Source organism: Stutzerimonas kunmingensis (genome assembly GCF_002929225.1).
Classification (GTDB): Bacteria; Pseudomonadota; Gammaproteobacteria; order Pseudomonadales; family Pseudomonadaceae; genus Stutzerimonas.
The window spans coordinates 531,850-557,382 of record NZ_PISM01000022.1 but is presented as its reverse complement, the minus strand read 5'-3'; the positions used below and the strand labels follow the sequence as shown (position 1 = coordinate 557,382).

Sequence of the window (25,533 nt, the reverse complement as noted above, 5' to 3'; positions counted from 1 at the left end):
CCCGACCGCCCGCGCACAGCGGCGCCGGGCGAAAGGCGCTCGAATGCATGCGCGGACAGCGCTACGAACCAACCAGCACGGCGCAGTATCCTTGCGCCGAGGAAACCCACCACCCTTTCGTCAGGTCGAAAGGCGATCTCGATTCAAGGAAATCCGCATGGGCCAGTGGCTCGAAACCCTAACCCAATGGCTCGCCGGACATCCGCAATGGCTGGGCCTCGCGCTGCTGATCGTCGCCTGCATGGAGTGTCTGGCCGTAGTCGGACTGATCATCCCGGGCACGGTGCTGGTATTCGCCATTGCTGTACTCGCTGGCAGCGGAGTGCTGAGCCTGGGGGAAACCCTTTTGCTGGGCTTTATCGGCGGATTGATCGGCGACCTGCTTTCCTATGCCCTCGGTCGACGCTATCACCAGGGCATTCGCAGCTTGCGAGGCCTGCGCGACCATCCCGAGTGGCTGATGCAGGCCGAGCACTACTTTCAGCGCTACGGCGTAGCCAGCCTGCTGGTAGGCCGCTTCATCGGCCCGCTGCGCCCCATGCTGCCGATGACCGCCGGCATGCTCGACATGCCGCTCGGACGCTTCCTGCTGGTCAGCCTGTGTGCTGCCGCCGGCTGGTCGATGGCTTATCTGCTGCCCGGTTGGAGCGCCGGAGCCGCCATCCGCCTGCCGCTGGAGGAGGGTTTCTGGAGCGAAGCCGGGATAGTGGTCGGCGCGCTGCTGACGCTGATCGCGGCAACTGCATTCGGCAGCCTGCGCGGCTTGCGTTGGGTCAGCGCACTGTCGGCCGGCCTCGGCGTTGCCATCCTGCTCGGTCTGTTTTTCGGCTGGCCGCACCTGAAGGAACTCGACGAAGGCCTGCTGGCAGTGATCCAGGGCGCACGCAGCACCACCTTCGACCGCATCATGGTGATCGTCACCCGCGCCGGCGACTTTCACACCCAACTGTGGGCCGCGGTATTGCTATCCCTGCTGCTTTTGGTCGCACGCCAATGGCGCGCCGCCCTGTTCGCCATTCTTACGCTGCTGGGCACGGCCCTGGCCAACGGCGCCCTGAAGGCCACCTTCGCTCGCGTTCGCCCGGAAGTACTGATGGAGCCGCTGAGCAGCTACAGCTTTCCCAGCGGGCACAGCTCAGCGGCGTTTGCCTTCTTCCTCACCCTCGGCGTGCTCGCCGGTCGCGGCCAGCCACCGCGCCTGCGCCTTGCCTGGCTGGTCCTCGCCAGCCTGCCGGCGACGGCGATCGCACTCTCGCGGGTCTATCTCGGCGTGCACTGGACCACCGACGTGACGGCCGGCGCCCTGCTGGCCGCCTGCATCTGCGCCGCCAGCCTGACCCTGGTGCAATGGCGCAGCCCACTGCACGCAATGGCACCGAGAGTCTGGTGGCTGATCCTGCCGGCCTGTCTGGGCCTGCTCGGCGCATTCAGCGTCTGGGCTCTGCCGACAGCTATGCAGATGTATCGGTATCAGTGATTGCTCCCTCAAACGTGTGATCCGAATTTTTTCTGGTGCGAACCAGAAATGTGCGAGGCGTCGTTGCGTATATCGCGCCACCAGCGGAAAGTCCGCACCTTGGCAGAGCAGCCTTCTGCCGTTGAGTTTCGGATAACTCAATAACTGTCCAGGGACCAGGATATTTCGATGCGCGAGTCACGCCTTCTAACTTTCAGCACCCACGATGCCTTAGAGCTTTCCTACCGCCATTGGCCCGCGCTTTCGTCCACAGAGCCTACAAGGCGGGCCGTCGTCATGTTCCATCGCGGACATGAGCATTCCGGCCGGCTGGCCCACCTCGTTGATGAGCTCGACCTTCCTGACTGCGATTTCTTTGCCTGGGATGCGCGCGGGCACGGTCTGTCGCCTGGCACCCGTGGAGACAGCCCGAGCTTCGCGACAAGTGTTCGAGACGTGCAGACGTTCATCGATCACATCGGCTCTATGCACTGCATCAAAGAGGAAGACCTGGCAATTGTTGCGCAAAGTGTAGGGGCGGTAGTTATTGCGACATGGGCCCACGACTATGCGCCCAAAGTTCGGGCGCTGGTGCTGGCGTCACCGGCGTTCAAGGTAAAGCTGTATGTACCATTCGCACGGACAGGCCTAGGGCTAATACGAGCGTTTCGCGGCAACTTCTTCGTCGACAGCTACGTCAAGGCCCGCTTCCTGACACACGATCCCGCGCGGATTCAGAGCTATCAGCAGGATCCGCTTATCACCAAGGCCATTTCCGTCAATATGCTCCTTGGGCTGCATGAAGCGGCGCGGCGCGTGGTTGCAGATGCGCAGGCGATCCAGATCCCAACTCAGCTCCTTATCTCAGGCGCAGACTTCGTCGTAGGACACAAACCACAAGTAACTTTTTTCGAAAGACTTGGCAGCTTACGAAAAGAAAAACACGTTCTGCCGGGTTTCTTTCACGACACGCTCGGCGAGCGAGATCGTAATCGGGCAGTAAGCCAGGCCCGCCGTTTCATTCGTCATAATTTCGATATGCCAATGGCGCCCCCGTCGCTCCTCGATGCGGACCGAATAGGCCCGATGTGTGCGGAAGCAGAAGCACTGGCTGCCCCTGTAGCTCCGAACTCCATGGAAGGATGTTATTGGCGCGCCATGCGTGCGGGAATGCGCCTTGGCGCCCGGCTTTCTCATGGGCTAAAGCTCGGTTTCGAGGCGGGTTTCGATTCCGGCAGCACGCTCGATTATGTCTACAGAAACGAACCAGCAGGGCTGACTGTACTGGGGCGCAAGATTGACCAGCTTTATTTGAACTCCATAGGCTGGCGTGCAATACGTCCGAGAAAAAGGCATGTAGAAGAGCTGTTACGTGGGGCGATGAGCCGCCTGCGAAGCGCAGATCAGCCAGTACATATCGTGGACATTGCCGCCGGCCATGGCCGCTACATTCTCGAGGCAATACAGGACCTCGAAGAACGCCCTGCCTCGATTCTCCTGCGCGATTACAGCGATATCAATGTACGCGACGGCAGTGGCCTGATCCGGGCAAAGGGTTTCGAAGAGGTCGCACGATTCATCAAGGCAGACGCATTCGATCAGGCGGATCTGGCTGCACTCTCGCCGCGCCCAACGCTTGTAGTGGTATCGGGTCTCTACGAGTTGTTCGGCGACAATCAAATGATCGGCCGCTCTCTTGCCGGCGTCGCCGAAGCGCTGCAACCGGGCGGCTACATCGTATACACCGGACAACCCTGGCACCCACAGCTGAAGCTCATAGCCCGAGCACTGACCAGTCACCGAGATGGGCAGGCATGGGTGATGCGGCGGCGTACCCAAGCGGAGATTGACCAACTGGTAGCAGCGGCAGGTTTGGTAAAAATCACGCAGCGTATCGACGACTGGGGGATCTTTACGGTGTCGTTGGCACAAAAACCCTACTGACGACCTTCTCTAGCGACACCAAGGTTGGCCGCTGCGGCGCCAGGTCACGCTGGCGAACACACTGGGGCGACACGCCTTACGCCCCGTCCTGCAATTGCTCGAGCAGGCTTTGAATCTGCTCGAGCTGCGACGCTGGCTCGTCCAGCCCCAGCAATTCGATCTTCTGCTCCGCATCGAATGGCAACAGGTAGGCCAGCTGACTGGCCAGAGCTGCCTGATCGCTCACCGCGCCGCCCAGCCCCAGGGTTTTCACCATCGGATGCTGACCCAGCGCGGCGAGCAGTACGACGAGGTCGGCGTGCTGCTCGGCCAATGGCTGGCTGTCGGCTTCGCTGCGCCAAGCGACCTGGGCGACGGCCAGCTGGTCACGCAGTACTTCGAACGATTGCACATCGAAGCGCCGCCCGCCTTCGACCCGGATACCCAACAGGCCGTTGGGCAGCTGTTGCCAGTCGCGAATCAGCGCTTCGCAACCGATATGAGAGAACGCCGCCGGTGCTGCGCCAACCTCCTTGCCATCCAGAATATGCACCACGCCAAAGCCATGCCCGGCCTTGAGGCACTGGCTGACCATGTCGAGATAGCGTGCCTCGAATATCTGCAGATCGAGAAAACAACCGGGGAACAGCACGGTATCCAGCGGGAACAACGGCAATCTCATGGCGACTCCATCACAGCAGCAAGGCAACCACCAGCGGCAACAGCACCGCAGTCATTACCCCCATCAGGCTCATGGCCAGGGCCGCGAACGCACCGCATTCGTCGCTTTCCTGCAGCGCCTGCGCGGTGCCCACGGCGTGGGCGGTCAGCCCGAGCGCAATGCCGCGGGCCGCAGGATGCTGAACGCCAAACCGGCGCAACAGTTCCGGACCGAAAATCGCGCCGAGCACGCCGGTGATCATCACGAACACCGCCGCCAGCGCCACCACACCTCCGATCTGCTCGGCCACCAGCATGGCGATCGGCGAAGTGACCGACTTCGGCGCCAGGGTCATCAGGATCATGTCATCCGCGCCGAAAGCCCAAGCCAGGGCCATGCCCAGCGCCGTGGCAAACACCCCGGCGACCAGCAAAGTGATCACGATCGGGCCGAACAACTCGCGAATCCGCCGCAGGTTCAGGTACAGCGGCACGGCCAGCGCAACGGTAGCCGGCCCCAGCAGCAGCGTCAGCCACTGCGCACTGATGCGGTATTCGTCATAGTCGATACCACATAGCAGGAGGATGCCGACGATCAGCGTCATCGACACTAGAACCGGCTGCAGGAATACCCAGCGGGTCTTCTCATACGCCGCATACGCCAGCTGGAAGACAGCCAGGGTAATAGCCACACCGAACAGCGGATGATGGATCAGCGCCTCCCAGGCGGCCTGCCAGTGCAGTTCGATCATGCGCCCTCCTGTTGACGCTGCTTGCGCCGGATCAGCGTCTGCATCAGCCAGCCGGTGAAGACCAGCGAGACCAGCAGCGAAATTACCAGCACGCCAACGATGGCCCAGAAGTCATCAAGGATCGCCTCCGTATAGGCCATCACCCCAACCGCCGGCGGTACCAGCAGCAGCGGCAGGTAGCGCAACAGGCTGCTCGCCGCCAGCTGCAGCGATTCGCTGGCCCGGCCGCGCGCCAGCAGGCCGGCGAACAGCAGCACCATGCCGATGATGGGGCCCGGCAGCATGGGCAGGAACAGCACATTGAGGACGGTGCCGAGCAACTGGAATGCGACCAGCCAGGTCAGGCCTCTGAGCAGCATGGGAGCCTCCCGCAAAATTGCGACAGTATAAAGGGCAACGCCGGCAGGCGCCCGCGCTGCGCTATGACGGGCCATTCGCGGTGCCGATGCTGGTTTGCCGCGACGCCTGCCCGTGCTGATCTAGAGCTGTAAATGACGCAGAGCCAGTCGGCCGCTTCGGGCCCGGCACTGCCCCTCTCTAGTCAGACTGCACATCGCTGCAGTCATACAAGAACAATCAGGAGGACACATGCCACAGGTACCCGTCGCACAGCTCAAGGATTACATCGGCAAGGAACTGGGCTACTCCGAGTGGCTGACCGTCGATCAGCAGCGCGTCAACCAGTTCGCCGACTGCACCGGCGATCACCAGTTCATCCACATCGATGCCGAAAAAGCCGCGCAAACACCGTTCGGCGGCACCATTGCCCATGGCTTCCTGTCGCTGTCGTTGCTGCCGATGTTGTCTGGCGACCTTATGGTCGTGCCGGAAGGCACGCAGATGGGCGTCAACTATGGGCTGGACAGCCTGCGCTTCATCCAGCCGGTGAGGGTCGGCTCGCGGGTGCGTCTGGGACTGACGCTGATCGATGCCTACGAGAAGAATCCCGGGCAATGGCTGCTCAAGGCGCGCGCGGTGATGGAGATCGAAGGCTCGGAAAAACCGGCCTATATCGCCGAAACCCTGGCGCTGTGCGTCCTCTGAGCGGCGACTCTGCGCGATTGTCGCAGCCCGCTCGGTTTGCGGCATACTGCGGACGTCCTGCCTGAGCGGATGCCCGCATGCTGCGTCTTCTTCCCTTCCTGTTACTTGGTCTGCTCACCGCCTGCGGCGAGGGCGAGCCTCTCACCCCTGCCGATGGAGTGCTGCCGGACGGCGGCCGCTATCGCGGCGAAATCGTCGAGGGCTTGCTGCAGGGCAGCGGTCGTATCGACTACCCGAACGGCAGCTACTACCTCGGCCAATTCAAGGACGGCCAGTGGCATGGCCTGGGCACCTGGCAAAGCGCAACAGGCGATCGCTACGAGGGTGAGTTCAGGCACGGCTTGTTCGACGGCCTGGGCCGTTTCAGCTATGTCGAGGGTGGCGTCTACGAGGGCGAATTCCAGGCCGGACGCATGCATGGCCACGGGCGCTTCAGCCAGGACGGCACGGTCTACGAAGGCGAGTTTCGCAACAACCTCTACCACGGCCAGGGCAGCCTGGAGTATGCCGACGGCTTCAGTCATCGAGGGCAGTTCAGCAAAGGCCAGCCGGATGGACCGGGCACCCGCAGCGACGCCAATGGTCAACTCAGCGGGCATTTCAACGCGGGCAACCTGAACGGCGAAGGCAGCTTTTCGACCGAGCATGGCGAGCGCTACAGCGGCCAGTTCGAGAACGATCAGTTTCATGGCCAGGGACGCTACGAGGATAGCGAGGGCAACGCCTGGAACGGCACCTTCGTCCACGGCGAACTGAGCGGCACCGGCACTTACGTCGCCAGCGATGGCAGCCGCTACAGCGGGCAGTTCCGCAACTGGCGCTACCACGGCCAGGGCCGTCTCGATCGCGCAGACGGTAGCTTCTATACCGGCGGTTTCCGCCACGGACACTTCGACGGCGAGGGCGTACTGACCCAAGCCGACGGCACCGAGCTGCGCGGCAGCTGGCGTAATGACCGACGCGTCCGCGACGAGCAGGCAGACGCGCTATCGGACCCGCTCGAGCTCGCGCTGCTGGGACAAGGCTCGCTGCTCGAGCGTGCGATCAGTGCGCTACCGCCTTCCAGCCCTGCCCAGGACCTCTATACGCTGACCGTGGCCGGCGATGGCCGGCAGAGCGTGTTCATGCGCGAAACCGATTACGTACAGAAGCTGCTCGCCGAGCGTTTCGCCGCCCATGGCCAACTCAGCCTGGTCAACCACCGCGATCATCTCGTCGACCGGCCGCTGGCGACCCGGGAGAACCTGACCCGAGCGATTCGCGCGCTGGCCGAACGCAGTGGCGAGGAAGACCTGATCTTTCTCTATTTCACCAGCCACGGTTCGGCGGACCACGAACTGGTGCTGAACCAGCCGCGTCTTTCGCTGGACGACTTGCCGGCAGCGGATCTGGCGCAGCTGCTCGCGCCGCTCGCCAAGCGCAAGGTCATCCTGGTGATCTCGGCCTGCTATTCCGGCGGCTTCATCAAGCCACTGAAGAACGAGCAGACGCTGATCATGACCGCCGCCCGCGCCGACCGGGTGTCCTTCGGCTGCTCCGAGCAGAGCGACTTCACCTACTTCGGCCGCGCCCTGTTCGCCGAAGCGCTGCAGGAAACCGACGATATCGTGCAGGCCTTCACGCTGGCCGCAGCAAAAGTTGCCGAACGCGAGCAGGCCGACGACTATCAGGCATCGGAACCGCAAATTTGGGCGCCGGAAGCGGTCGTCCAACGCTGGCAGGAGCTGCGGCAGCGGCGTGCCACCCAATGATCGCCACAGGAGCAAGACCATGTATTTGACGCCACAGCGCATTCTGCTTGCCGGCGCCACCGGACTCACTGGCGAGCACCTGCTCGATCGCCTGCTCAACGAACCCACCGTCGAACGCGTGCTGGCGCCCACACGCAGGCCATTGGCGGCCCATCAGCGCCTGGAAAACCCGGTCGGAGAGCTGCTGGCGTTGCTGCCAACGCTGGGCGGCGAGATCGACACGGCCTTCTGCTGCCTGGGCAGCACGCTAAAGCAGGCCGGTGGCCAGGAGGCGTTCCGCGCCATCGATCATGATCTGGTGCTGGCGTTTGCCCGCCGGGCTAAGGAGATGGGCGCGCGTCACCTGCTGGTGATCAGCTCGCTGGGGGCCAACCCGGACAGTTCGATCTTCTACCTCAAGGTCAAAGGCGAAATGGAGGCGGCATTGCAGCAGCAGGACTGGCCACAGCTGACCATCGCCCGCCCCTCTCAACTGATCGGCCCACGCCTGGAGCCGCGGTTGAGCGAACGCATCGCGGCGCCCCTGTCGCAGCTGCTGCCGGGCAAGTACCACGGCATCGAGACCTGCACCCTCGCCCGCGCGCTGTGGCGACTGGCGCTGGAGGAAGGCGACGGCATGCGCATCGTCGAATCGGACGAGCTGCGCAAGCTGGGGAAATAACTGTCGGCGCCTCGCCAAAAGGCGCCGATTGACCACTGGATGCACGACGCTGCGGCCTCACTCTCACGATGATCATCAGTGACGTAGGGTGGATGTCGCTTTTTACATCCACCTGGCCTCGTCGGTGGATCGGTGAAGCGTGATCCACCCTACGATCCGCAAACGCGTCAGGCGTTAACGCCCCTTTCAGACCTTGATGAAATGCTCGCGGTAATGCCGCAGCTCGGCGATGGAATCACGGATGTCGTCGAGCGCCAGGTGCGTGCCGCTCTTCTTGAAGCCTTCCATGATCTGCGGCGCCCAACGCGCGGCCAGCTCCTTGAGCGTGGAGACATCCAGGTTGCGGTAGTGGAAGTAGGCCTCGAGCTTCGGCATCTGCCGGTAGAGGAAGCGGCGGTCCTGGCAGATGCTGTTGCCGCAGATCGGCGACTTGCCCTTGGGTACCCACTGTTCGAGGAAGGCCAGCGTCGCCTGCTCGGCCTCGGCGGTGGAAATCCTGCTCTCACGCACGCGCTGTGTCAGGCCCGAGCCGCCGTGCTGACGGGTGTTCCACTCATCCATGCGCGCCAGTGTTTCATCGCTCTGGTGTACCGCGATCACCGGCCCCTCGGCCAGCACGTTGAGCTGACTGTCGGTGACGATGGTCGCCATCTCGATGATGACGTCGTTGTCCGGATCCAGACCGGTCATTTCCAGGTCGATCCAGATCAGGTTCTGCGGGTTCTGCATGGCGGGCTCCTTGGCTGTGCGGCGCAGTTTAGCCGCTCGTATCGACGCCGTCAGGTGTCGCGCCACCGGGGTACCAGATCAGCAGCCGCGAGCGGCGCCAGTCATTCAATTCCTGCACTTCGAGCGGCTCGACGCCTGGCACCGCGAAACTGTTGCTGATCAGCCGCGCGCCGGGGCGCATCTCGGCGTGTGCCTTGTCCCACAGGGCGGCCATGGGTGCGGGTGAGAGGAAGCAATAGACCACGTCGTACTCGGCGAGATCGACCCGCCACAGGCTGAGCAGGCGAATATGGCAGTTGCGCCGCGGCAGGCAGCGCAGCCAGGACAGCGCGAAGGTCAGCGGCGCGGTTTCCACGCCGATGAACTGCGCCGCCGGAAAGTCCCGCGCCAACCGCGACAAGGTGCCGGCCAAACCGCTGCCCAGGTCGATATAGCGAAAATCCGCCGGCAGCTCGCTCAGCCTGTTGCGCAACTGGCGCTCGGCTTCGCGGCCAGTCAGATAGAGCGGCACGCGCTCGGTGAAGGCATTCCAGTTCAACAGCAACAACAACGTGAATGCGCCCAGCGGCAACCAGCCCGGCACGTCGAAATCACGCAGCAACGCCAATCCAGGAACGAACATCAGATTGATCGCCAGCCACCAGGCCGACAGCCCGAGCCGGGCCCCGATCAGCGCTGCCAGACAGCCCTGCGCGACTGCCACAAGGATGAGACCGGGACGCACACCCAGCACGCCGACCAGTCCGAGCAACAGCAGCCAGACCACCAGCAGCGCCAACAGCTGGGCCAGCAGCGCACGCAGGATGGGCAGGCGAGTAACGACAGAAGCAGGCATGACCGACAATCGAACGGGTGAAGGAGCACCAGTCTAACCCTCCGGCTTCAGCGCGATACAGGCCGAAGTGGGCGGGTTGCAGCATGCTAGACTCGCTCACCAACCTCAGAGACAACCGAATTCATGGCCAAACGCCAACTCAACCGCCGGCAGAACTGGCGTATCGAGAAAATCCAGGAAGAGCGCGCCGCCCGCGCCGCGCGTCGCGAAAGCCGTGCACTCGAAGAACTCGAAGGCGGCGATCTTGGCCCGGAACAGACCGGACTGGTCATCGCGCATTTCGGCGTACAGGTCGAGGTGGAAGCGCTGGAAGGCGAACACAGCGGGCAGGTCTTTCGCTGCCACCTGCGCGCCAACCTGCCGGCACTGGTCACCGGCGATCGTGTGGTCTGGCGCCCGGGCAACCAGGGCATTGGTGTCATCGTTGCGCAGCTGCCGCGACATTCGGAACTCTGCCGCCCGGATACCCGTGGCCAGCTCAAGCCCGTGGCGGCGAACGTCGACCTGATCGTCATCGTCTTCGCGCCGCTACCGGAGCCCCACGCCAACCTGATCGACCGCTATCTGGTCGCCGCGGAGCACGCCGGCATCACGCCATTGCTGCTGTTGAACAAGGTCGACTTGATCGACGAGCAGAACGAAGCCGCGCTGAATCGCCTGCTGGAAGTCTATCGGCAGCTGAACTATCCGCTGTTGGAAGTCTCGGCCCACGGTGGTGGCGGCATGGAAGCGCTCAAGGCGCGGCTCGACGGCCACGTCAGCGTCTTCGTCGGGCAATCCGGGGTGGGCAAGTCTTCGCTGGTGAACAGCCTGTTGCCGGGCGTCGACACCCGCGTCGGGGCGCTGTCGGAAATGACCGGCAAGGGTACCCACACCACCACCACGGCACGTCTGTTCCACTTTCCCGGTGGCGGCGAGCTGATCGACTCCCCCGGCATCCGCGAATTCGGCTTAGGTCACGTCAGTCGCGCCGACGTCGAAGCAGGCTTCATCGAATTCCAGGATTTGCTCGGGCACTGCCGCTTCCGCGACTGCAAGCATGATCGCGAGCCCGGCTGCGCCCTGCTCCAGGCGCTGGAGGACGGGCGCATCCAGCCGCAGCGAATGAGCAGTTACCGACACATCCTCAGCAGCCTGCCAGAACCGGACTACTGATCTGTCGCTCAGCCCTCGCCGGGCTGACTGAACTGCAGCACGCCATCTTCGAAGATGTTCAACCGCTCCCGCAGTTGCTCCGGCTGTAACGGCTCCTCCCCAGCCGGCGCCGCGCCGCCAGATGGCGCAACTTCGCCTTCGGCAGCACCGGTCGAATCCGTGGCAGCGGGCTGCTCATCCTCGATCGAACGCTGCGCCTTCTTGGTCAGCACCAGAATATCGATGCGTCGGTTGACCGGGTTGAGCGGGTCCTTGCGATCGAACAGTGCCGACGAGGCGTAGCCCACGACCCGCGCAATCTGATCCTCCGGGTAACCACCGATCACCAGCGTGCGGCGTGCGGCATTGGCGCGCCCGGCCGAGAGTTCCCAGTTGCCGAAGTCACCACGCCCTGAGTAAGGCTTGGCATCGGTGTGACCGCTGATGCTGATCTTGTTCGGCACCGCAGCGATGGTGTCGACCAGCGCCAGCAGGATGTCTTCGAAGTAGGGCTGCAACTGGGCGCTGCCGAGCGCGAACATGGGCCGGTTCTCGGCATCCATGATCTGGATGCGCAGGCCGTCCTGCGTGATCTCGAAGAGAATCTGGTCCTTGAACTTCTGCAGTTCGGGATTCTCGTCGACCTTGTTCTGCAGTTCCTGCAAGAGCAGCTCGAGGCGTTCACGCTCCAGCTGTTCGGCAAAGGTCTCCACCTGAGCGCTGTCGATCTGCGCTTCGCTCTGCGCCGGTTCCAGCTCCGGATTGAGGGTGCGGTCCGGCGAGGGGGTCGGCGTACCTCCCAGGTCGATCACGTGCGGGCTGGCACTCTCGGTGAAGCCGATCGGGTCCTGGAAGTAGCCGGAGATGAGTTTCTTCTGCTCTGGCGTGGCCGAACTCATCAGCCACATCACCAGAAAGAACGCCATCATCGCGGTGGCGAAGTCGGCGAAGGCGATCTTCCAGGCGCCACCGTGGTGGCCGCCCGCGACCTTCTTGACCCGCTTGACGATGATCGGTTGGGTGTTGTCCATGGCGAGCCTTTAGCTGCCGCGCATGGCTTGCTCGAGCTCGGCGAAGCTCGGGCGGTGCGCCGGATAGAGAACCTTGCGTCCGAACTCGACGGCCAGCGTTGGCGGCATGCCCGAGGCCGACGCGACCAGCGTCGCCTTGATCGCCTCGTACACGTTCAGCTCCTCCTTGGCATCGTGCTCCAGTGCCGCGGCCAGTGGCCCGAAGAAGCCATAGGAGGCAAGAATACCGAGGAAAGTACCGACCAGCGCCGAGCCAACCTTGTAACCGATCATCGCGTTATCCGCCTCGGCGAGGATCGACATGGTGATGACGATGCCCAGTACCGCCGCGACGATACCCATCGCCGGCAGGCCGTCCGCCACCTTGGCGACCGCATGGGAGGGATGTTCGAGTTCTTCCTTCAGGCTGTTCAGTTCCATGTCGAACAGGCCTTCGAGTTCGTGCGGCGCCATGTTGCCGGACGACATGATGCGCAGGTAATCGCAGGTGAAGGCGGTCATACGCTCGTCCTGCAGGAAGCCCGGGTACTTGCTGAACAGCGGACTGGCGGCGGGATCTTCCAGGTCAGCTTCAATGGCCATCAACCCTTCACGACGACTCTTGTTGAGGATCGAGTAGAGCAGGCTGAGCACTTCCAGATAATAGGTATGGGTAAAACGGGTGCTGAACATCTTCAGCGATTTTTTGAACACCAGCATGGTGGTGCTGGCGGGGTTGGCCTGCAGAAAACCGCCCAGCGCCGCACCACCGATGATCATCACCTCGAACGGATGGATGAGCGCGCCGATCTTGCCGCCAGAGAGCACGAACCCGCCCAGCACGCTGGCGAACACGACGATAATCCCGATTATTTTGACCATAGGAGGTACGTCTAAAACCTGGTTACGAGCCGTCCGGATCAAGGGCAAATAAACGCCCAGAATCGTCACCAGACGACCTTGCGAAAGGAATGTTGGAAGAATTGTTCTGGTTATCGGAACTTTTGCGCCAGACTAAAGGCCATCCCGATGAAAAGCTAGTTCGGCCATGACCACCACACCTCCGCTGCCACGCACGATACCCGCCTGGATCAAGGCTCTCGACGATGCACCCCTTCCCGCGTTTGCCGGCGTCCATGGCAAGGTGCGACTGGCGCTGCGCGACAGCAGCAAGTCGATGCGGCAGATCGCCGAGCTTATTCAGGACAGCCCCGTGCTGGCGCTGCGTTTCATCCAGGAGGCCAATCGAGGCATCGGCGACAGCCAGCCGGCCGAGAGCCTGGAGGTCGCGCTCAGCCGCATCGGCCTGCAGCGCGCCGAAGCGCTGCTGGCGCGCATTCCGGCCATGGAGGCCGCCGACATGCCGCAGCCACTGCGGCAACTGGTATTAATCAGCCGCCACGCCAGCCAGCAGGCCAACGGACTGTTCGCCGCCCGCCTCGCACGACTGTGGCAGGACATTCACTGGGGCAGCCTGCTGTTCCTGTCTCCCGCCTGGGCGCTGATAGGCGCCTATCCGCATCTGCTCGACAGTTGGGAGCAGCGGGTACTGGTCAAGGGCGAGCCGGCCAGCAGGGTCGAGCGCGAGCTGCTCGGCGTATCCCTGCTGGAGCTGTGCCTAAGGCTTGCTGAGCATTGGCGGCTGCCGGACTGGATCATTCAGGGTTATCGCCTGCTGGGCACCGATCGGCGGCGCCTGATCAAGGCCCTGCATATTGCCCACGACAACGAGCACCCGCTGCATCAGCAGCAGATGCTCGACGCCGACCCCGACTTGCGCCGCTGGCTGACGCTGCCGAGCAACACCATCGTGCTGGCCAACGGCCTGGCACTGTCCTCGCACCATAGCTGGAGCGGCGTACACAGCCTGCGCTGGCAGCGCCTGGCCGGTTTGTATCTGCAGGTGTCGCTCGCCGATCTGCAGCAGATGGTGCACCAGCAGGCGGCGACCAGCGCCCGGGAGATCGGCCGGACCGATCTCTGGCATCCGGCTCAAGGCCTGCTGTGGCCTACCGGTACCCGTTTTCAGGTGTTGCGTGCTGCGCCGGTAGCAAGCGACGCCGATCTGGCCGAATGGCGCGAGCACTGTCGCCGCCTGCTCAGCGAGCCGACGCCGTTCAGCAACGTCTTGCAGCTGACCGCTACCGCCAGCCAAGCCCTTGCCTGCGCGGGCATGCAGCGCACACTGGTGTTGCTGTTCGACCGAAAGCAGAACCGCCTGGTCGCCCAGCAATCGGCCGGCCTGCCAAGCGATGCTGCGCGACTTACCCTCACCCCCGAGCAGAGCCAGATCGTGCGCCGTCTGCTGGAAAAGCCGGCACAGCTGCGCCTGCAGCCGGCCAACATGGCACAGTTCTCGGCATTGCTGCCCGGCAGCCTGAAAGCGCTTTTCAGCGGCGAACATCTGCTGTTGCGCTCGCTGGGCATCGACGGGCGCGTGCTGATGCTGGTGGTTTCCGACCAGAACGGCGCACCCTTCTCCGACACTACCCTGCAAACATTCGCTAAAACAACGCAGTGCATCGAGCGCGCATTGGCTACCTTCAGCAGGCGCGGGGTCTGAGCTTTTTCGCTAGACTTCGCCCCTTCTACGACTAGATGAGGGCTGTCGTGTCTGCCTTTTCCAACCTGCCGCTGGTGATCGAGCCAGCCGACCTGGCCGCACGCCTGGACGCGCCCGAGCTGATTCTGGTCGACCTGACCAGCGCTGCTCGTTATGCCGAAGGCCATCTGCCGGGCGCTCGCTTCGTCGACCCCAAACAGACCCAGCTCGGCCAGCCGCCAGCGCCGGGATTGCTTCCGGATATTGCACAACTGCAGCGATTGTTCGGCGCACTGGGTCATCGGCACGACGCGGTGTACGTGGTGTATGACGACGAAGGCGGCGGCTGGGCCGGTCGTTTCATCTGGCTGCTCGACGTGATCGGCCATCACCACTACCACTACCTCAACGGCGGGCTGCACGCCTGGCTCGGCGAGGCGCGAGCGCTGACCCAGCAAGTACCCGAAGCGGCGCCCGGCCTGCCGAACCTGACACTGGACCCCGCCCCAATCGCGACCCGCAGCTACATCGAAAGCCGCCTCGGCGCAGAGGATCTGGTGATCTGGGACGCGCGCTCGCCGGCCGAATTCCGTGGCGAAAAACTCTTTGCCGCGCGGGGCGGCCACATACCCGGGGCAATCAACTTCGAGTGGACCGCCGCCATGGACCGTGCTCGCGACCTCCGAATCCGCGAGGACATCGCCGAGCAGTTGGGGGCACTGGGCATCGTCCCGGAAAAGGAAGTCGTAACCCACTGCCACACCCATCATCGCTCCGGCCTCACCTACCTCCTGGCCAAGGCACTCGGCTACCCACGCGTCAAGGGCTATGCCGGCTCCTGGTCCGAATGGGGCAACCTGCCTGATACACCGGTGCAGCAATGAAAAAGACCCACATGAAAGATCGCCTGTTCGTCATCAGCCAGTACGTGCTGCCCCATCACCTCATCTCCCGCCTGGCTGGCTGCCTGGCCGAGTGCCGGCTGCCGTGGGTGAAGAACACCTTCATCAAGTGGTTCGTCCGGCATTTTCAGGTCGACATGCGCGAAGCCCAGGTCGAGGAGCCCACGGCCTACGAGCACTTCAATGCCTTCTTCACCCGCGCTTTGAGAGACGGTGCCCGCCCGCTGGATCAGACTCCGGGCGCCATCCTCAACCCCTGCGACGGCGCCATCAGCCAGCTGGGTCGGATAGAACAAGGCCGTATCTTCCAGGCCAAGGGCCACAGTTACAGCGCCATGGAGCTGCTTGGCGGCGATCACGAACGCGCTGCTCCGTTCATGGGCGGCGCGTTCGCCACGGTCTACCTCTCGCCCAAGGATTATCACCGCGTGCATATGCCGGTCAGCGGCACGCTGCGGGAAATGGTCTACGTGCCGGGGCGCATCTTCTCGGTCAACACGGTCACGGCGCAGGGCGTGCCGGAGCTGTTCGCGCGCAACGAGCGGGTGGTCTGCCTGTTCGATACCGAGCACGGGCCGATGGCCATGGTGCTGGTCGGCGCTATGATCGTCGCCAGCATCGAGACCGTCTGGGCCGGCCTGGTCACACCACCCAAGCGTGCCTTGAAGACTTTCCGGTACGACGAAGCGGCGCGTGCGCCCATCCACCTTGAGAAAGGCGCCGAGATGGGCCGTTTCAAGCTGGGTTCGACGGTGATTCTGCTGTTCGGGCCGGAACAGGTGCGCTGGGCTGAACAACTGGGGCCGCTGAGCCCCGTGTGCATGGGCGAAGCGCTGGGCCAGGCGACGCTCAGCCCAACCGTCGCCGACCCGCTCGAAACCCTCTGATTCCCGCCACAGCGACGTTCGGCAGCCCATAACTGCCGAACGTCGGCTAATATCATGAAGCCATCATTCAGTCCTGCCCGCTGCGGCAGATATTGATAGAGTTCTCATTAATTATGCCCTGACCGCCGCGGAGCCAACCGTTTGGATAGACAGAGCCATCATCTGCTGTTGCGCGTACCAGCGCCCACCCGGCAGACCCTGTCCTTCTGCGACGCCAGCGTGCGCGGCGTAACCGGCTGGCTCGCCGGCCTGCCGAAAGCCAACATAGGCGAAACCGCGCGCCAGCTTTACCAGGCGCTGATCGAACTCAACCAACTGCGCATCGCCACGGAAACCCGCCTGCAGATGCTGGAACTGCTGCGGCCGGACGTGCATTTCGTCTGCAACCAGCTGGAAAAGCACTTCGTCAACCAGCCCATCGTGCTCAGCGAGCGACCACGCAAAGTCGCCGGTCTCTGCCAGGCGCTGCAGAATCACCTCGCGGTTGGCTACAAGCTGATCGTGGTGCGTGTGGTTTCCCAACCCGAGCGCGATCGTCACCAACTGTTGTCGATCGCGCTGCAACGCGCCATTCACAGCCTCGGCGCGTTGCTGATCCGCTCCACCCAGCTCTACAGCCCGGCTGCTGCCGGGTTGTGGCTCGAACTGCACCAGCTCTATCAGCTGGCAGTCGAGCATGGCACCGAGCGCCTGCTGCTGCGCGATCCGCTGGCGCGATACTCCAAGGATCTCACCGCTGAGCAGAGCTACCTCGCAGCGCTGCTGCTCGGTTGCGCGCGCTGCAATCAGTTGCGTCAGCAGAGCATCGTCAAGCTGGCCGCAGCACTGGAGGCCTGGGGCGCCATGGCGCAGATCCAGGCAGCCAGCGCCGCCAGCAGCCTTTTCCTCCTGTCTCCGCTGGTGGACGGGCCGCCGCGCTACCGTTCGCTGTTTCCCGACAGAAACCAGCAGAACCTGCTCGGCATCGATACCCGGATGCTGGTCGGCATGATCGATGAGCACCTGCGCCTGGCGCCCGACAACCGCCGGCTGAGCCGTCTGCCAGCCGCCGCAGGACTGGACGACGATCTGCTGCGCCACCTGAACTCGGCCTGGGGCGCCATCTCCGAACGAACCTTCCAGCGCACGCCGGCAAAGGGCACGCTGGCGCTGTGTATCGGCATGACCGCGCTGCACTATCAACTCGCCGGTCAGCGCGCCTTCAACGAAGTGCTCGAACTGCCCGGCACCTCGAATCGAGCCGTGTTCAAGCTGCACAACGGCGCCGCGGATGTCTGGGCCAACGCATTCGATGCACAGAGCAACAGCATCGAACGCCTGCCGGACAGCGACCATATCGAGTTCGTCAGACCCGATGTTTCACGCGCAACGCCGGCGACCAGAGCAGCCGCATCTGCATCGACGAAAGGTAAGTCCACCAGCAACGAAGATCATCCGATCTATCAGGTCCAGCTGGTGGACCATAGCCCCGGCGGTTACTGCCTGGCCTGGGAAGGCGAGGTGCCCAGCCTGCTGCAGACCGGCGAGCTGTTGGGACTGCGCGAAGACACCGGGCAAACCTGGAGCATCGCCGTGGTGCGCTGGATTCGCCAGGTACGCGGCGGCAGCACGCAGCTGGGCATCGAACTGATCGCACCGCAGGCCAAGCCCTGTGGTCTGCGCCTGCTGCGCAAGGTCGACCAGGGCAGTGAGTACCTGCGCGCCCTTCTGTTGCCGGAGATCGCCGCGATCTCCCAGCCGGCAACGCTGATCGCGCCACGCCTGCCTTTCCAGGAGGGGCACAAGGTTCAGATCAACCGTAACGGCGAGGAAGAGCGCGCCGTGCTGAACCAACGCCGTGCGGCTACCGGCAACTACAATCAGTTCGAATACCGCTCCCTGGGACAGGTCGCACCGGAGCGAGAGACGCCTGTCACAGGCTGGAAAACCCACACTGCGGGCGGGGATGAAGATTTTGACTCACTCTGGAAGTCGCTGTAGATTGCCGACTCTCGCATTCCTGCCTGCCCGCGCCGCTTTGGCGCGCACTTAAGCTGTTGCCATGGCCCTGCAAAAGAAAACCATCCGCCTGCTGATTCTCGAAGACTCGCAGAACGAGGCCGAGCGTCTGGTCAGCCTCTTCCGCAATGCCGGACAGGCGACCCGGGTGCATCGGCTCACCTCCAGCGACGATCTGGCCGAAGCCCTGAAACAGACCTGGGATCTGCTGATCAACGCACCGCAGAGCGAGAATCTCGACCCCAGCGAGGCAATCAGCGCCATTCGCCGGCAGGCCAAGGACATCCCAATCCTCCAGCTAACTGCAGGCAACGACGCCGAAGCGATCACCGAAGCGCTGATGCTCGGTGCCCAGGATGCCCTGCCGCAGGGCGAGGATGAGTGGCTGCTGCTGGTGGCCAATCGCGAACTGGCCAATCTCGAAGAGCGCCGCGCGCGCCGTTCAGCCGAAGTGGCCCTGCGTGAAGCGGAAAAGCGCTGCCAGCTCTTGCTCGACAGTTCCGTGGACGCCATTGCCTACGTGCACGACGGCATGCACATCTACGCCAACCGCGCCTACCTCGAACTTTTCGGCTACGACGACGTAGAGGATCTGGAAGGCATGCCGATGATCGATCTGATCAGCGGCACCGACCAGAGCCGTTTCAAGACCTTCCTGAAGAATTACCAGAGCATGGAAGGCAGCGCCGAACTGGCCTGTGGCGGCGTGCGCGCCGATGGCGACACACTCAAGACACGCATGCACTTCTCGCCGGCGGCCTATGACGGCGAGCCCTGCATGCAGGTGGTGATCCGCGCCGAGAACGACAGTGCCGAACTGCAGAAGCTGCGCGAGATCAGCAGCCAGGACCCGGTAACCGGCCTGCTCAACCGCAACAGCTTCCTCGAAGTGATTGACGCCGCGGTAGAGCGCGCGGTCAATGCCAGCCAGCCCGCCAGCCTCGCCTACATCCGCGTCGATCGGTTCGCCGCGCTGCAGGCAGACATCGGCCTGACCGACTCCGACCTGCTGCTCAACCAGCTCGCCACCCTGTTGCGCGGTCACTTCCCCGGCGAAGCCCAGCTGGCTCGCTTCGCCGATGACGTCTTTGCGGTCCTGCAACCCGGCGTCATTCCGCAGCAGGCCGAGCCGGAGCTGCGCAAACTGCTGACCAAGGTCGAAGGCCAGCTGCTCGATGTCGGCGGTCGCACGGTGCAAACCACCCTCAGCATCGGCGTAGCCGGCCTCGACGAGAAAACCGCCAAGGCTCAAGACGCGATCGAGCGCGCGCACCGCTGTGCCGATGAGCTGAGCGACGGCAATGCGCTGAAGCTCTACAATCCGGCCGACGAACTGGCGGCAGCAGCCAACCGCGGCGACATCGTCGCGATGCTCAAGCAGGCGCTGGAAAGCAACAGCTTCCGCCTGCTGTTCCAGCCGATCATCAGCCTGCGCGGCGACAGCTTCGAGCACTACGAAGTGCTGCTGCGGCTACTCGATCCGCAGGGCGTGGAAGTCCCGCCGAACGAGTTCCTCAGTACCGCGGCCGACGCCGGCCTGGCTGCCAAGATCGACCGCTGGGTCATTCTCAACTCCATCAAACTGCTCGCCGAGCACCGCGCCAAGGGCCATCGCACGCGACTGTTCCTGCACCTGTCCGCCGCCAGTATCCAGGACCCCAGCCTGCTGCCCTGGCTCGGCGTCGTGCTCAAGGCTTCGCGTCTGCCAGGCGATTCGCTGGCCTTCGAGTTCGGTGAAGCCGATGCCGTGGCCTATCTCAAACCAGCCAAGGCGCTGGCCCAGGGACTCAACGGCCTCGGATGCCGCACCGCGCTCGCCCAGTTCGGCTGCGTGCTCAACCCATTCAATACGCTCAAGCATCTGGATGCCGAGTTCATCAAGGTCGATGGCTCCTACACCCAGGATCTGACCCGCCAGGAAAACCAGGAAGCGCTCAAGGCCCTGCTCGCCGAACTGCATGAGCAGCAGAAGCAGAGCATCGTGCCGTTCGTCGAAAGCGCGACCGTACTCGCTACGCTGTGGCAAGCCGGCGTCAGCTACATCCAGGGCCATTATCTGCAGGGCCCGAGCCAGTCGATGGACTACGACTTCGCCTCCGACGAGGAGTGATGCGCCGCCGGGCTGGCAGCCTCCGGCCAGCCCCAACGCCACCAGACAATCCACCTCAGCTTGACTACGATCACTGGCCAGCCGCAGCGCTGTGCTAGAGTGTACGGACGCCTTCAACTCGAAGAGGAGCCGCACCATGGTCATGATGAAAGCTGCCGTGTTCGTCGAACCTGGCCGCATCGAACTGCAGGACAAGCCCATCCCCGAGATCGGCCCCAACGATGCCCTGCTACGCATCACCACAACCACGATCTGCGGCACCGACGTGCACATTCTCAAGGGTGAGTATCCGGTCGCGCCCGGCCTGACTATCGGCCACGAGCCGGTAGGCGTCATCGAAAAGCTGGGCAACAACGTCAAGGGCTACCAGGAAGGTCAGCGCGTCATCGCCGGGGCCATCTGCCCGAGCTTCACCTCCTACGCCTGTCAGGACGGCCTCCCCTCGCAGGACGGCGGCTGCTCCTGCCATGGTTACAAGCCCATGGGCGGCTGGCGTTTCGGCAACACCATCGACGGCACCCAGGCCGAGTACGTACTGGTACCCGACGCCATGGCCAACCTGGCGCCCGTACCGGACGGCCTGACCGACGAACAGGTGCTGATGTGCCCGGACATCATGTCCACAGGGTTCGCCGGCGCCGAGGCGGCCAATATCAAGATCGGCGACATCGTGGTGATCTTCGCCCAGGGGCCCATCGGCCTCTGTGCCACCGCTGGTGCCAGGCTCCGCGGTGCGGGCACCATCATCGCCGTGGACGGTGTGGATGCGCGGCTGGATATCGCCCGGAAGATGGGAGCGGACGTGACGCTCAACTTCCGCAATGTAGATGTGGTGGAAGAGGTTCTCAAGCTAACCGGCGGCCGCGGCGTCGACGCCTCCATCGAGGCACTGGGCCTGCAATCGACGTTCGAGAGCGCATTGCGAGTACTCAAGCCGGGCGGAACGCTGTCCAGCCTGGGCGTCTATTCCAGTGACCTGACCATTCCGCTCGGCGCTTTCCATGCGGGGCTTGGCGACAACAAGATCGTCACCTCGCTCTGCCCGGGCGGCAAGGAGCGCATGCGCCGACTGCTCAATGTGGTCGCCTCGGGCCGGGTCGATCTCGGCCCGCTGGTCACCCATCAATATGCGCTGGACGACATCACCGACGCCTACGACCTGTTTGCCAATCAGCGCGATGGCGTGCTGAAAGTGGCGATCAAACCCTGAAGACACTGCAAGGCATGAGTGACAAAACTAGACCCCGGATCGATTGATCCGGGGCTTTGGGTTGTTTGAGCCTGCAGCCGCGCTTTATTCCGTGCCGTCGCGATCGCGGAAACCCAGCAGGTAGAGAATCCCGTCCAGACCCAGGGTTGAAATCGCCTGCTTGGCCGACTGCTTGACCAGCGGTTTGGCGCGGAAGGCAACGCCCAGGCCGGCCAGACCAAGCATCGGCAGGTCGTTGGCGCCATCACCCACGGCGATGGTCTGCTCCAGACACAGCCCTTCCTGCTCGGCCAGCTGGCGCAGCAGATCGGCCTTGCGCTGGGCATCGACGATCGGCTCGACCGCCACGCCGGTCACCTTGCCGTTCTCGATCTGCAATTCATTGGCGAACACGTAGTCGATGCCGAGCTTGGCCTGCAGCTGCTTGGCGAAATAGCTGAAGCCGCCGGACAGGATCGCTGTCTTGTAGCCCAGGCGCTTGAGTTCGGCGAACAGCACTTCGGCGCCCTCGGTCAAGCGCAGGCTGGCACCGATGTCCGCCAGCACCTCTTCCGACAAGCCTTCCAGCAGCGCCAGGCGCTCCTTGAAGCTGGCGCGGAAATCCAGCTCGCCGCGCATCGCCCGCTCGGTGATCTCCGACACCTGCTCGCCAACACCGGCGGCCTTGGCCAGCTCGTCGATGACCTCGGCCTCGATCAGCGTCGAGTCCATGTCGAACACAGCCAGCCGGCGGTTGCGCCGGTAGACCGAATCGCGCTGGAAGGCGATATCGACATTGAGCTCCTGCGCCACGCTGAGAAACTCGGCGCGCAGCGCCGCAGTATCGGCCGGCTCGCCGCGCACCGAAAACTCGATGCAGCCCTTGCCCAGTTCTTCAGGCATGTCCAGCGGCATGCGTCCGGACAGGCGGTCGATATGGTCGATGTTGAGCCCGTACTTCGCCGTGATCGAGCTGACCCGCTGCAATTGCTCGGCGGTGACCTTGCGCGTCAGCAGGGTGACGATGTGCCGGGACTTGCCCTGCCCGGCCACCCAGTGCTGGTAGTCGGCCTCGGCCACCGGGGTGAAGCGCACCTGCTGGTCATGCTTGTAGCCCATGAACAGGACGTCCTTGAGTACCGACGAGGCGCGCTCGTTATCCGGAATCTCGATCAGGATGCCGAACGACAGCGTGTCATGGATCACCGCCTGGCCGATGTCGAGAATGTTCACGCCACCCTGGGCGAGCACGCCGGTGATGGCCGCGGTGAGGCCCGGACGGTCTTCACCGGTGATATTGATCAGGACGATTTCGCGCAAGGCGCAGCTCCCATGGCAGGCAACGAAGGCGGGCATTCTACATCAGCTGACCAGCGCGCTGGACAGGCCCCGCGGCAGGCACATCGCGCTCCAACACGATGACCCTGGACGCAATTCGTCAGCTTACCGTCGCAGACCTTCAGCGCCCCCCGTGCTTTCCGTATACTGCTCGGCAATTTCCCGACGAGAAGAGCCGCGCTCTGTGAACCGGCCCGCATCCGTAAAGCCAGACAACTTCTTCCTCATGCTCTATCGCGCAGTACGCCAGCATCGCGTGCCGCTGGTGTTGCGTATTGCCAGCCATACGCTGCTGCTGGTGGCGCTGGCGCTGATCATCTACGCGTGGGTGATCGGCATGCAGTTCAAGCATGCCATGGAGCAGCAGGCCGATGCCCTCGGCCAGAGCCTGGTCACCCAGACGGCCGCCTCGGCCACCGATCTGCTGGTGGCCAACGACATCCTCAGCCTCAACGTGCTGCTGAGCAATCTGGTGAAGAATCCGCTGGTCGCTCACGCAGCGATCTACAGCGTGGACAATCGCGTGCTCGCCGAGTCCGGAACCCGGCCTCAGCAGGGCCTGCTTGGGGACGATAACGGGCTTTATTCGACACCCATCAGCTTTCAGGAAGTGATTGCCGGGCATCTACGCGTGAGCCTGGACATGCAGCAGTTTCAGCAGCCGATGACCATCAGCCTGCAGAGCATGGGACTGCTCAGCCTGATCCTGCTGGCGTTGACGCTGATGCTGAGCCTGCGCCTGGGCCGGCAATTGGCGACGCCCTTGATGCAGCTGCGCCTGTGGCTGCGCGACCCGGACGACCCCGCCCCGGGTGCCGGACGGCAGGACGAGATTGGCGACCTTGCGCGCCAGCTGCAGGCACGCCTGGTGCCGGAGAAGCCCGAGGCGGAGCTTGACCTGAGCGATGCGCTGGACGACGACTATTTCGACCAGAGTGACGACCACAGCATTGACTCACGATCCCCCGCAGCGCAACCGGAGCGCTTCGATATCGAGCTGGACGACGAGCCACAACGCCCACGCGGCTTTTCCGCGAACGCTGATGACGACGTGCAGCAGCTGGACGACGACGTCCCGCTCGAGCTCCCGTCATTGGGTACCCCGAGCGTACAACCTCCTACCCCGCCCCAACCTACCCGCAGCGCCGTGCTGGCCATCCAGCTCGGCGGGCAGGAACAATTGCGCCGCTTGCCGCGGCCGCGCCTGACCGAACTGCTGCAACGCTATCGAGACTGCCTGCAACAAGCCGCGACGCTTTACCAGGCCGAGCTGCACACGCTCAACGATGGCAGCAGCCTGATGTTGTTTCATAGCCAGGACGACGAGCAGAACTACCTCACCCACGCGATCTGCTGCGGCGAACTGATGCGTGCGCTGGGCCATGCCTTGCAGATCGACGTCGCCGACAGCGGCATCACGCTGCAACTGCAGCTCGCCCTGACCCAGGGCGATTGCCTGTTCGACCTGAGCCAGGGCGACCTGCTGCTCAGCCAGCCGGCGCAAGCTGCGCTGGATATGTCGCTGCACAGCCGCAACCTGCTGCTGGTAGAGGGCAGCATCAGCGAGGACCGGCTGATTCAGCAGCGCGCGCGAATCCGCCCGATTGCCAGCCCGGAAGGCGCCTGCTGCGTCGAGCGCCTGCTGGACCCATACCCCTCGCTGCTGGAACGCCAGCTGACGCGCATGCACGAACTACGCAGCCGCACCCACTGACGCAAGCCATACGGTCGCTATCAAACGACCGTTGACCTTTGGTCGAGCCCGCAGTCGCAACCAGCCCGAGAAAACGAAAAAGCCCGACCAGATCACTGGCCGGGCTTTTCAATGCACTGGCTGCAACAGCAGCCGCGACAGGGTCAGAAGCGGAACACTTCCATATCCGTACGAATGGGTTCGGCGGCCGGGATGCGCGGTGCTGGCGCCTCGGCAGACTTGCTTACCTGTGGTTTGGCAGGGGCAACCTTGGGTGCGGTCTTGGCTACCAGGGTAGGTTCGACCGCATCGGCGACCATCTCGCTCAGGCGCTGCAGCAGAACGCTCTGCGCCCGCACCTGGTCGCTCGCGCTGCCCTGGTGCTCCTCCTGCAGGCGCACCAGTCGACTGCCCAGGTGCTTGCCCGCCTTGTCGCGCAGACGCCAATGCGCCTCGAGTACCGCCGGGAATTCGGGGCCGGAATCAAGGCGAGTGATGGACAGCTCGATCTGCACTTCCGGAGTAAAGCCTTCGTCGGCCGGGCCAAGCACCAGGCTCTGCGTATCCAGACGCCAGGCCAGCTGACGCAGCAACACCTGCTCGACGTCGGCCTTCAGGCTGCCCGCCCAGTGGGCGCGCTGACCGTCGACGGCCAGGCTGCCGTCAGCCAGACGCTGAAGCAAAGCGTCACGCTGCAGATAATCGGCCAGCGTCACCGGTGCCAGCAGCACGGCGGCGCCATCGGTTCGCTCAGGCACTTCAGTCGTACCGCTGTCCAGTCGGTACATTGGCGCAGGCTGCAGGCCGATGCAGCCTGTCAGGCCCATGCTGGCCAGCAACAAAACAGTCGGAACGCGCAGCAAATTCTTCATTACCGTCATAACACCAGAGTTCAGGCCGCTCGCGATCATCAGATCGC

General features: G+C 63.7%; 22 protein-coding genes. 13 read left to right on the top strand and 9 right to left on the bottom strand.

Going from position 1 to position 25,533, the window contains the following annotated elements; all coding sequences use genetic code 11:
• The first annotated feature begins 157 nt into the window (after positions 1–157).
• Complete coding sequence (locus CW305_RS21745; protein ID WP_104098953.1) at positions 158–1,477, top strand: bifunctional DedA family/phosphatase PAP2 family protein; 1,320 nt, start codon at positions 158–160, stop codon at positions 1,475–1,477.
• 168 nt (positions 1,478–1,645) lie between these two features.
• Positions 1,646–3,400 (top strand): bifunctional alpha/beta hydrolase/class I SAM-dependent methyltransferase, encoded by a 1,755-nt coding sequence (locus CW305_RS21740; protein ID WP_014818949.1) that lies wholly within the window; start codon positions 1,646–1,648, stop codon positions 3,398–3,400.
• Positions 3,401–3,476: 76 nt separating this feature from the next.
• On the opposite strand, the gene CW305_RS21735 is transcribed toward CW305_RS21740, so the two are convergent.
• From CW305_RS21735 to CW305_RS21725, 3 genes are read right to left on the bottom strand one after another with little or no spacing between them, the layout of a single operon-like run.
• Complete coding sequence (locus CW305_RS21735) at positions 3,477–4,061, bottom strand: LON peptidase substrate-binding domain-containing protein (RefSeq protein ID WP_041015888.1); 585 nt, start codon at positions 4,059–4,061, stop codon at positions 3,477–3,479.
• Between the two features lie 10 nt (positions 4,062–4,071).
• A complete protein-coding gene (locus CW305_RS21730) occupies positions 4,072–4,791 on the bottom strand; it encodes an LrgB family protein (RefSeq protein WP_014818947.1) in 720 nt (239 codons plus the stop codon).
• Positions 4,788–5,150, bottom strand: a complete 363-nt coding sequence (locus CW305_RS21725) for a CidA/LrgA family protein (RefSeq protein WP_014818946.1) — start codon at positions 5,148–5,150, stop codon at positions 4,788–4,790. Before CW305_RS21725 ends, CW305_RS21730 begins: the two co-directional genes overlap by 4 nt.
• A 229-nt stretch (positions 5,151–5,379) precedes the next feature.
• Here CW305_RS21725 and CW305_RS21720 point away from each other — a divergent pair, with 229 nt between their 5' ends.
• From CW305_RS21720 to CW305_RS21710, 3 genes are all read left to right on the top strand, one after another.
• The gene (locus CW305_RS21720; protein ID WP_014818945.1) at positions 5,380–5,835 is read left to right on the top strand and encodes a MaoC family dehydratase; all 456 of its coding nucleotides are present in this window, start codon (positions 5,380–5,382) and stop codon (positions 5,833–5,835) included.
• Positions 5,836–5,912: 77 nt separating this feature from the next.
• Positions 5,913–7,586 carry a C13 family peptidase gene (locus CW305_RS21715; protein WP_104098952.1) on the top strand — a complete coding sequence of 558 codons (1,674 nt, stop codon included), beginning with the start codon at positions 5,913–5,915 and terminating at the stop codon, positions 7,584–7,586.
• Between the two features lie 19 nt (positions 7,587–7,605).
• A complete protein-coding gene (locus tag CW305_RS21710; RefSeq protein WP_014818943.1) occupies positions 7,606–8,247 on the top strand; it encodes an oxidoreductase in 642 nt (213 codons plus the stop codon).
• Between the two features lie 186 nt (positions 8,248–8,433).
• Here the strand turns inward: CW305_RS21710 and orn are convergent, their stop codons facing one another.
• Positions 8,434–8,976 (bottom strand): oligoribonuclease, encoded by a 543-nt coding sequence (gene orn / locus CW305_RS21705; protein ID WP_003301682.1) that lies wholly within the window; start codon positions 8,974–8,976, stop codon positions 8,434–8,436.
• A gap of 28 nt (positions 8,977–9,004) precedes the next feature.
• Positions 9,005–9,811: a class I SAM-dependent methyltransferase gene (locus tag CW305_RS21700; RefSeq protein ID WP_104098951.1), complete on the bottom strand. Its 807-nt coding sequence runs from the start codon at positions 9,809–9,811 to the stop codon at positions 9,005–9,007.
• Positions 9,812–9,934: 123 nt separating this feature from the next.
• Here CW305_RS21700 and rsgA point away from each other — a divergent pair, with 123 nt between their 5' ends.
• A complete protein-coding gene (gene rsgA, locus CW305_RS21695; RefSeq protein ID WP_014818941.1) occupies positions 9,935–10,966 on the top strand; it encodes a small ribosomal subunit biogenesis GTPase RsgA in 1,032 nt (343 codons plus the stop codon).
• An 8-nt stretch (positions 10,967–10,974) separates the two neighbouring features.
• Here rsgA and motB read toward each other — a convergent pair whose 3' ends face one another.
• Complete coding sequence (gene motB, locus CW305_RS21690; protein ID WP_104098950.1) at positions 10,975–11,976, bottom strand: flagellar motor protein MotB; 1,002 nt, start codon at positions 11,974–11,976, stop codon at positions 10,975–10,977.
• A gap of 9 nt (positions 11,977–11,985) precedes the next feature.
• Positions 11,986–12,837 (bottom strand): flagellar motor stator protein MotA, encoded by an 852-nt coding sequence (gene motA / locus CW305_RS21685; RefSeq protein WP_104098949.1) that lies wholly within the window; start codon positions 12,835–12,837, stop codon positions 11,986–11,988.
• Positions 12,838–13,003: 166 nt separating this feature from the next.
• Here motA and CW305_RS21680 point away from each other — a divergent pair, with 166 nt between their 5' ends.
• The 6 genes from CW305_RS21680 (at position 13,004) to CW305_RS21655 (ending at position 21,604) form a co-directional block, all read left to right on the top strand.
• Positions 13,004–14,518, top strand: a complete 1,515-nt coding sequence (locus tag CW305_RS21680) for an HDOD domain-containing protein (protein ID WP_045666784.1) — start codon at positions 13,004–13,006, stop codon at positions 14,516–14,518.
• Between the two features lie 47 nt (positions 14,519–14,565).
• Entirely contained in the window at positions 14,566–15,381 is an 816-nt protein-coding gene (locus CW305_RS21675; RefSeq protein ID WP_104098948.1) for a rhodanese-like domain-containing protein, read from the top strand.
• An 11-nt stretch (positions 15,382–15,392) separates the two neighbouring features.
• Positions 15,393–16,286, top strand: a complete 894-nt coding sequence (gene asd / locus CW305_RS21670; protein WP_104098947.1) for an archaetidylserine decarboxylase — start codon at positions 15,393–15,395, stop codon at positions 16,284–16,286.
• Between the two features lie 141 nt (positions 16,287–16,427).
• Positions 16,428–18,266 carry a molecular chaperone gene (locus CW305_RS21665; RefSeq protein WP_104098946.1) on the top strand — a complete coding sequence of 613 codons (1,839 nt, stop codon included), beginning with the start codon at positions 16,428–16,430 and terminating at the stop codon, positions 18,264–18,266.
• 61 nt (positions 18,267–18,327) lie between these two features.
• Positions 18,328–20,394 (top strand): GGDEF/EAL domain-containing response regulator, encoded by a 2,067-nt coding sequence (locus tag CW305_RS21660; protein ID WP_104098945.1) that lies wholly within the window; start codon positions 18,328–18,330, stop codon positions 20,392–20,394.
• A 136-nt stretch (positions 20,395–20,530) separates the two neighbouring features.
• Positions 20,531–21,604 carry an NAD(P)-dependent alcohol dehydrogenase gene (locus CW305_RS21655; protein ID WP_104098944.1) on the top strand — a complete coding sequence of 358 codons (1,074 nt, stop codon included), beginning with the start codon at positions 20,531–20,533 and terminating at the stop codon, positions 21,602–21,604.
• 84 nt (positions 21,605–21,688) lie between these two features.
• On the opposite strand, the gene serB is transcribed toward CW305_RS21655, so the two are convergent.
• The gene (serB, locus tag CW305_RS21650; RefSeq protein WP_014818933.1) at positions 21,689–22,903 is read right to left on the bottom strand and encodes a phosphoserine phosphatase SerB; all 1,215 of its coding nucleotides are present in this window, start codon (positions 22,901–22,903) and stop codon (positions 21,689–21,691) included.
• A 202-nt stretch (positions 22,904–23,105) separates the two neighbouring features.
• On the opposite strand from serB, the gene CW305_RS21645 reads away from it, so the two are divergent.
• Positions 23,106–24,635 (top strand): AhpA/YtjB family protein, encoded by a 1,530-nt coding sequence (locus CW305_RS21645; RefSeq protein WP_104098943.1) that lies wholly within the window; start codon positions 23,106–23,108, stop codon positions 24,633–24,635.
• A gap of 143 nt (positions 24,636–24,778) precedes the next feature.
• On the opposite strand, the gene CW305_RS21640 is transcribed toward CW305_RS21645, so the two are convergent.
• Entirely contained in the window at positions 24,779–25,486 is a 708-nt protein-coding gene (locus CW305_RS21640; protein WP_102832389.1) for a PqiC family protein, read from the bottom strand.
• Positions 25,487–25,533: the final 47 nt, after the last annotated feature.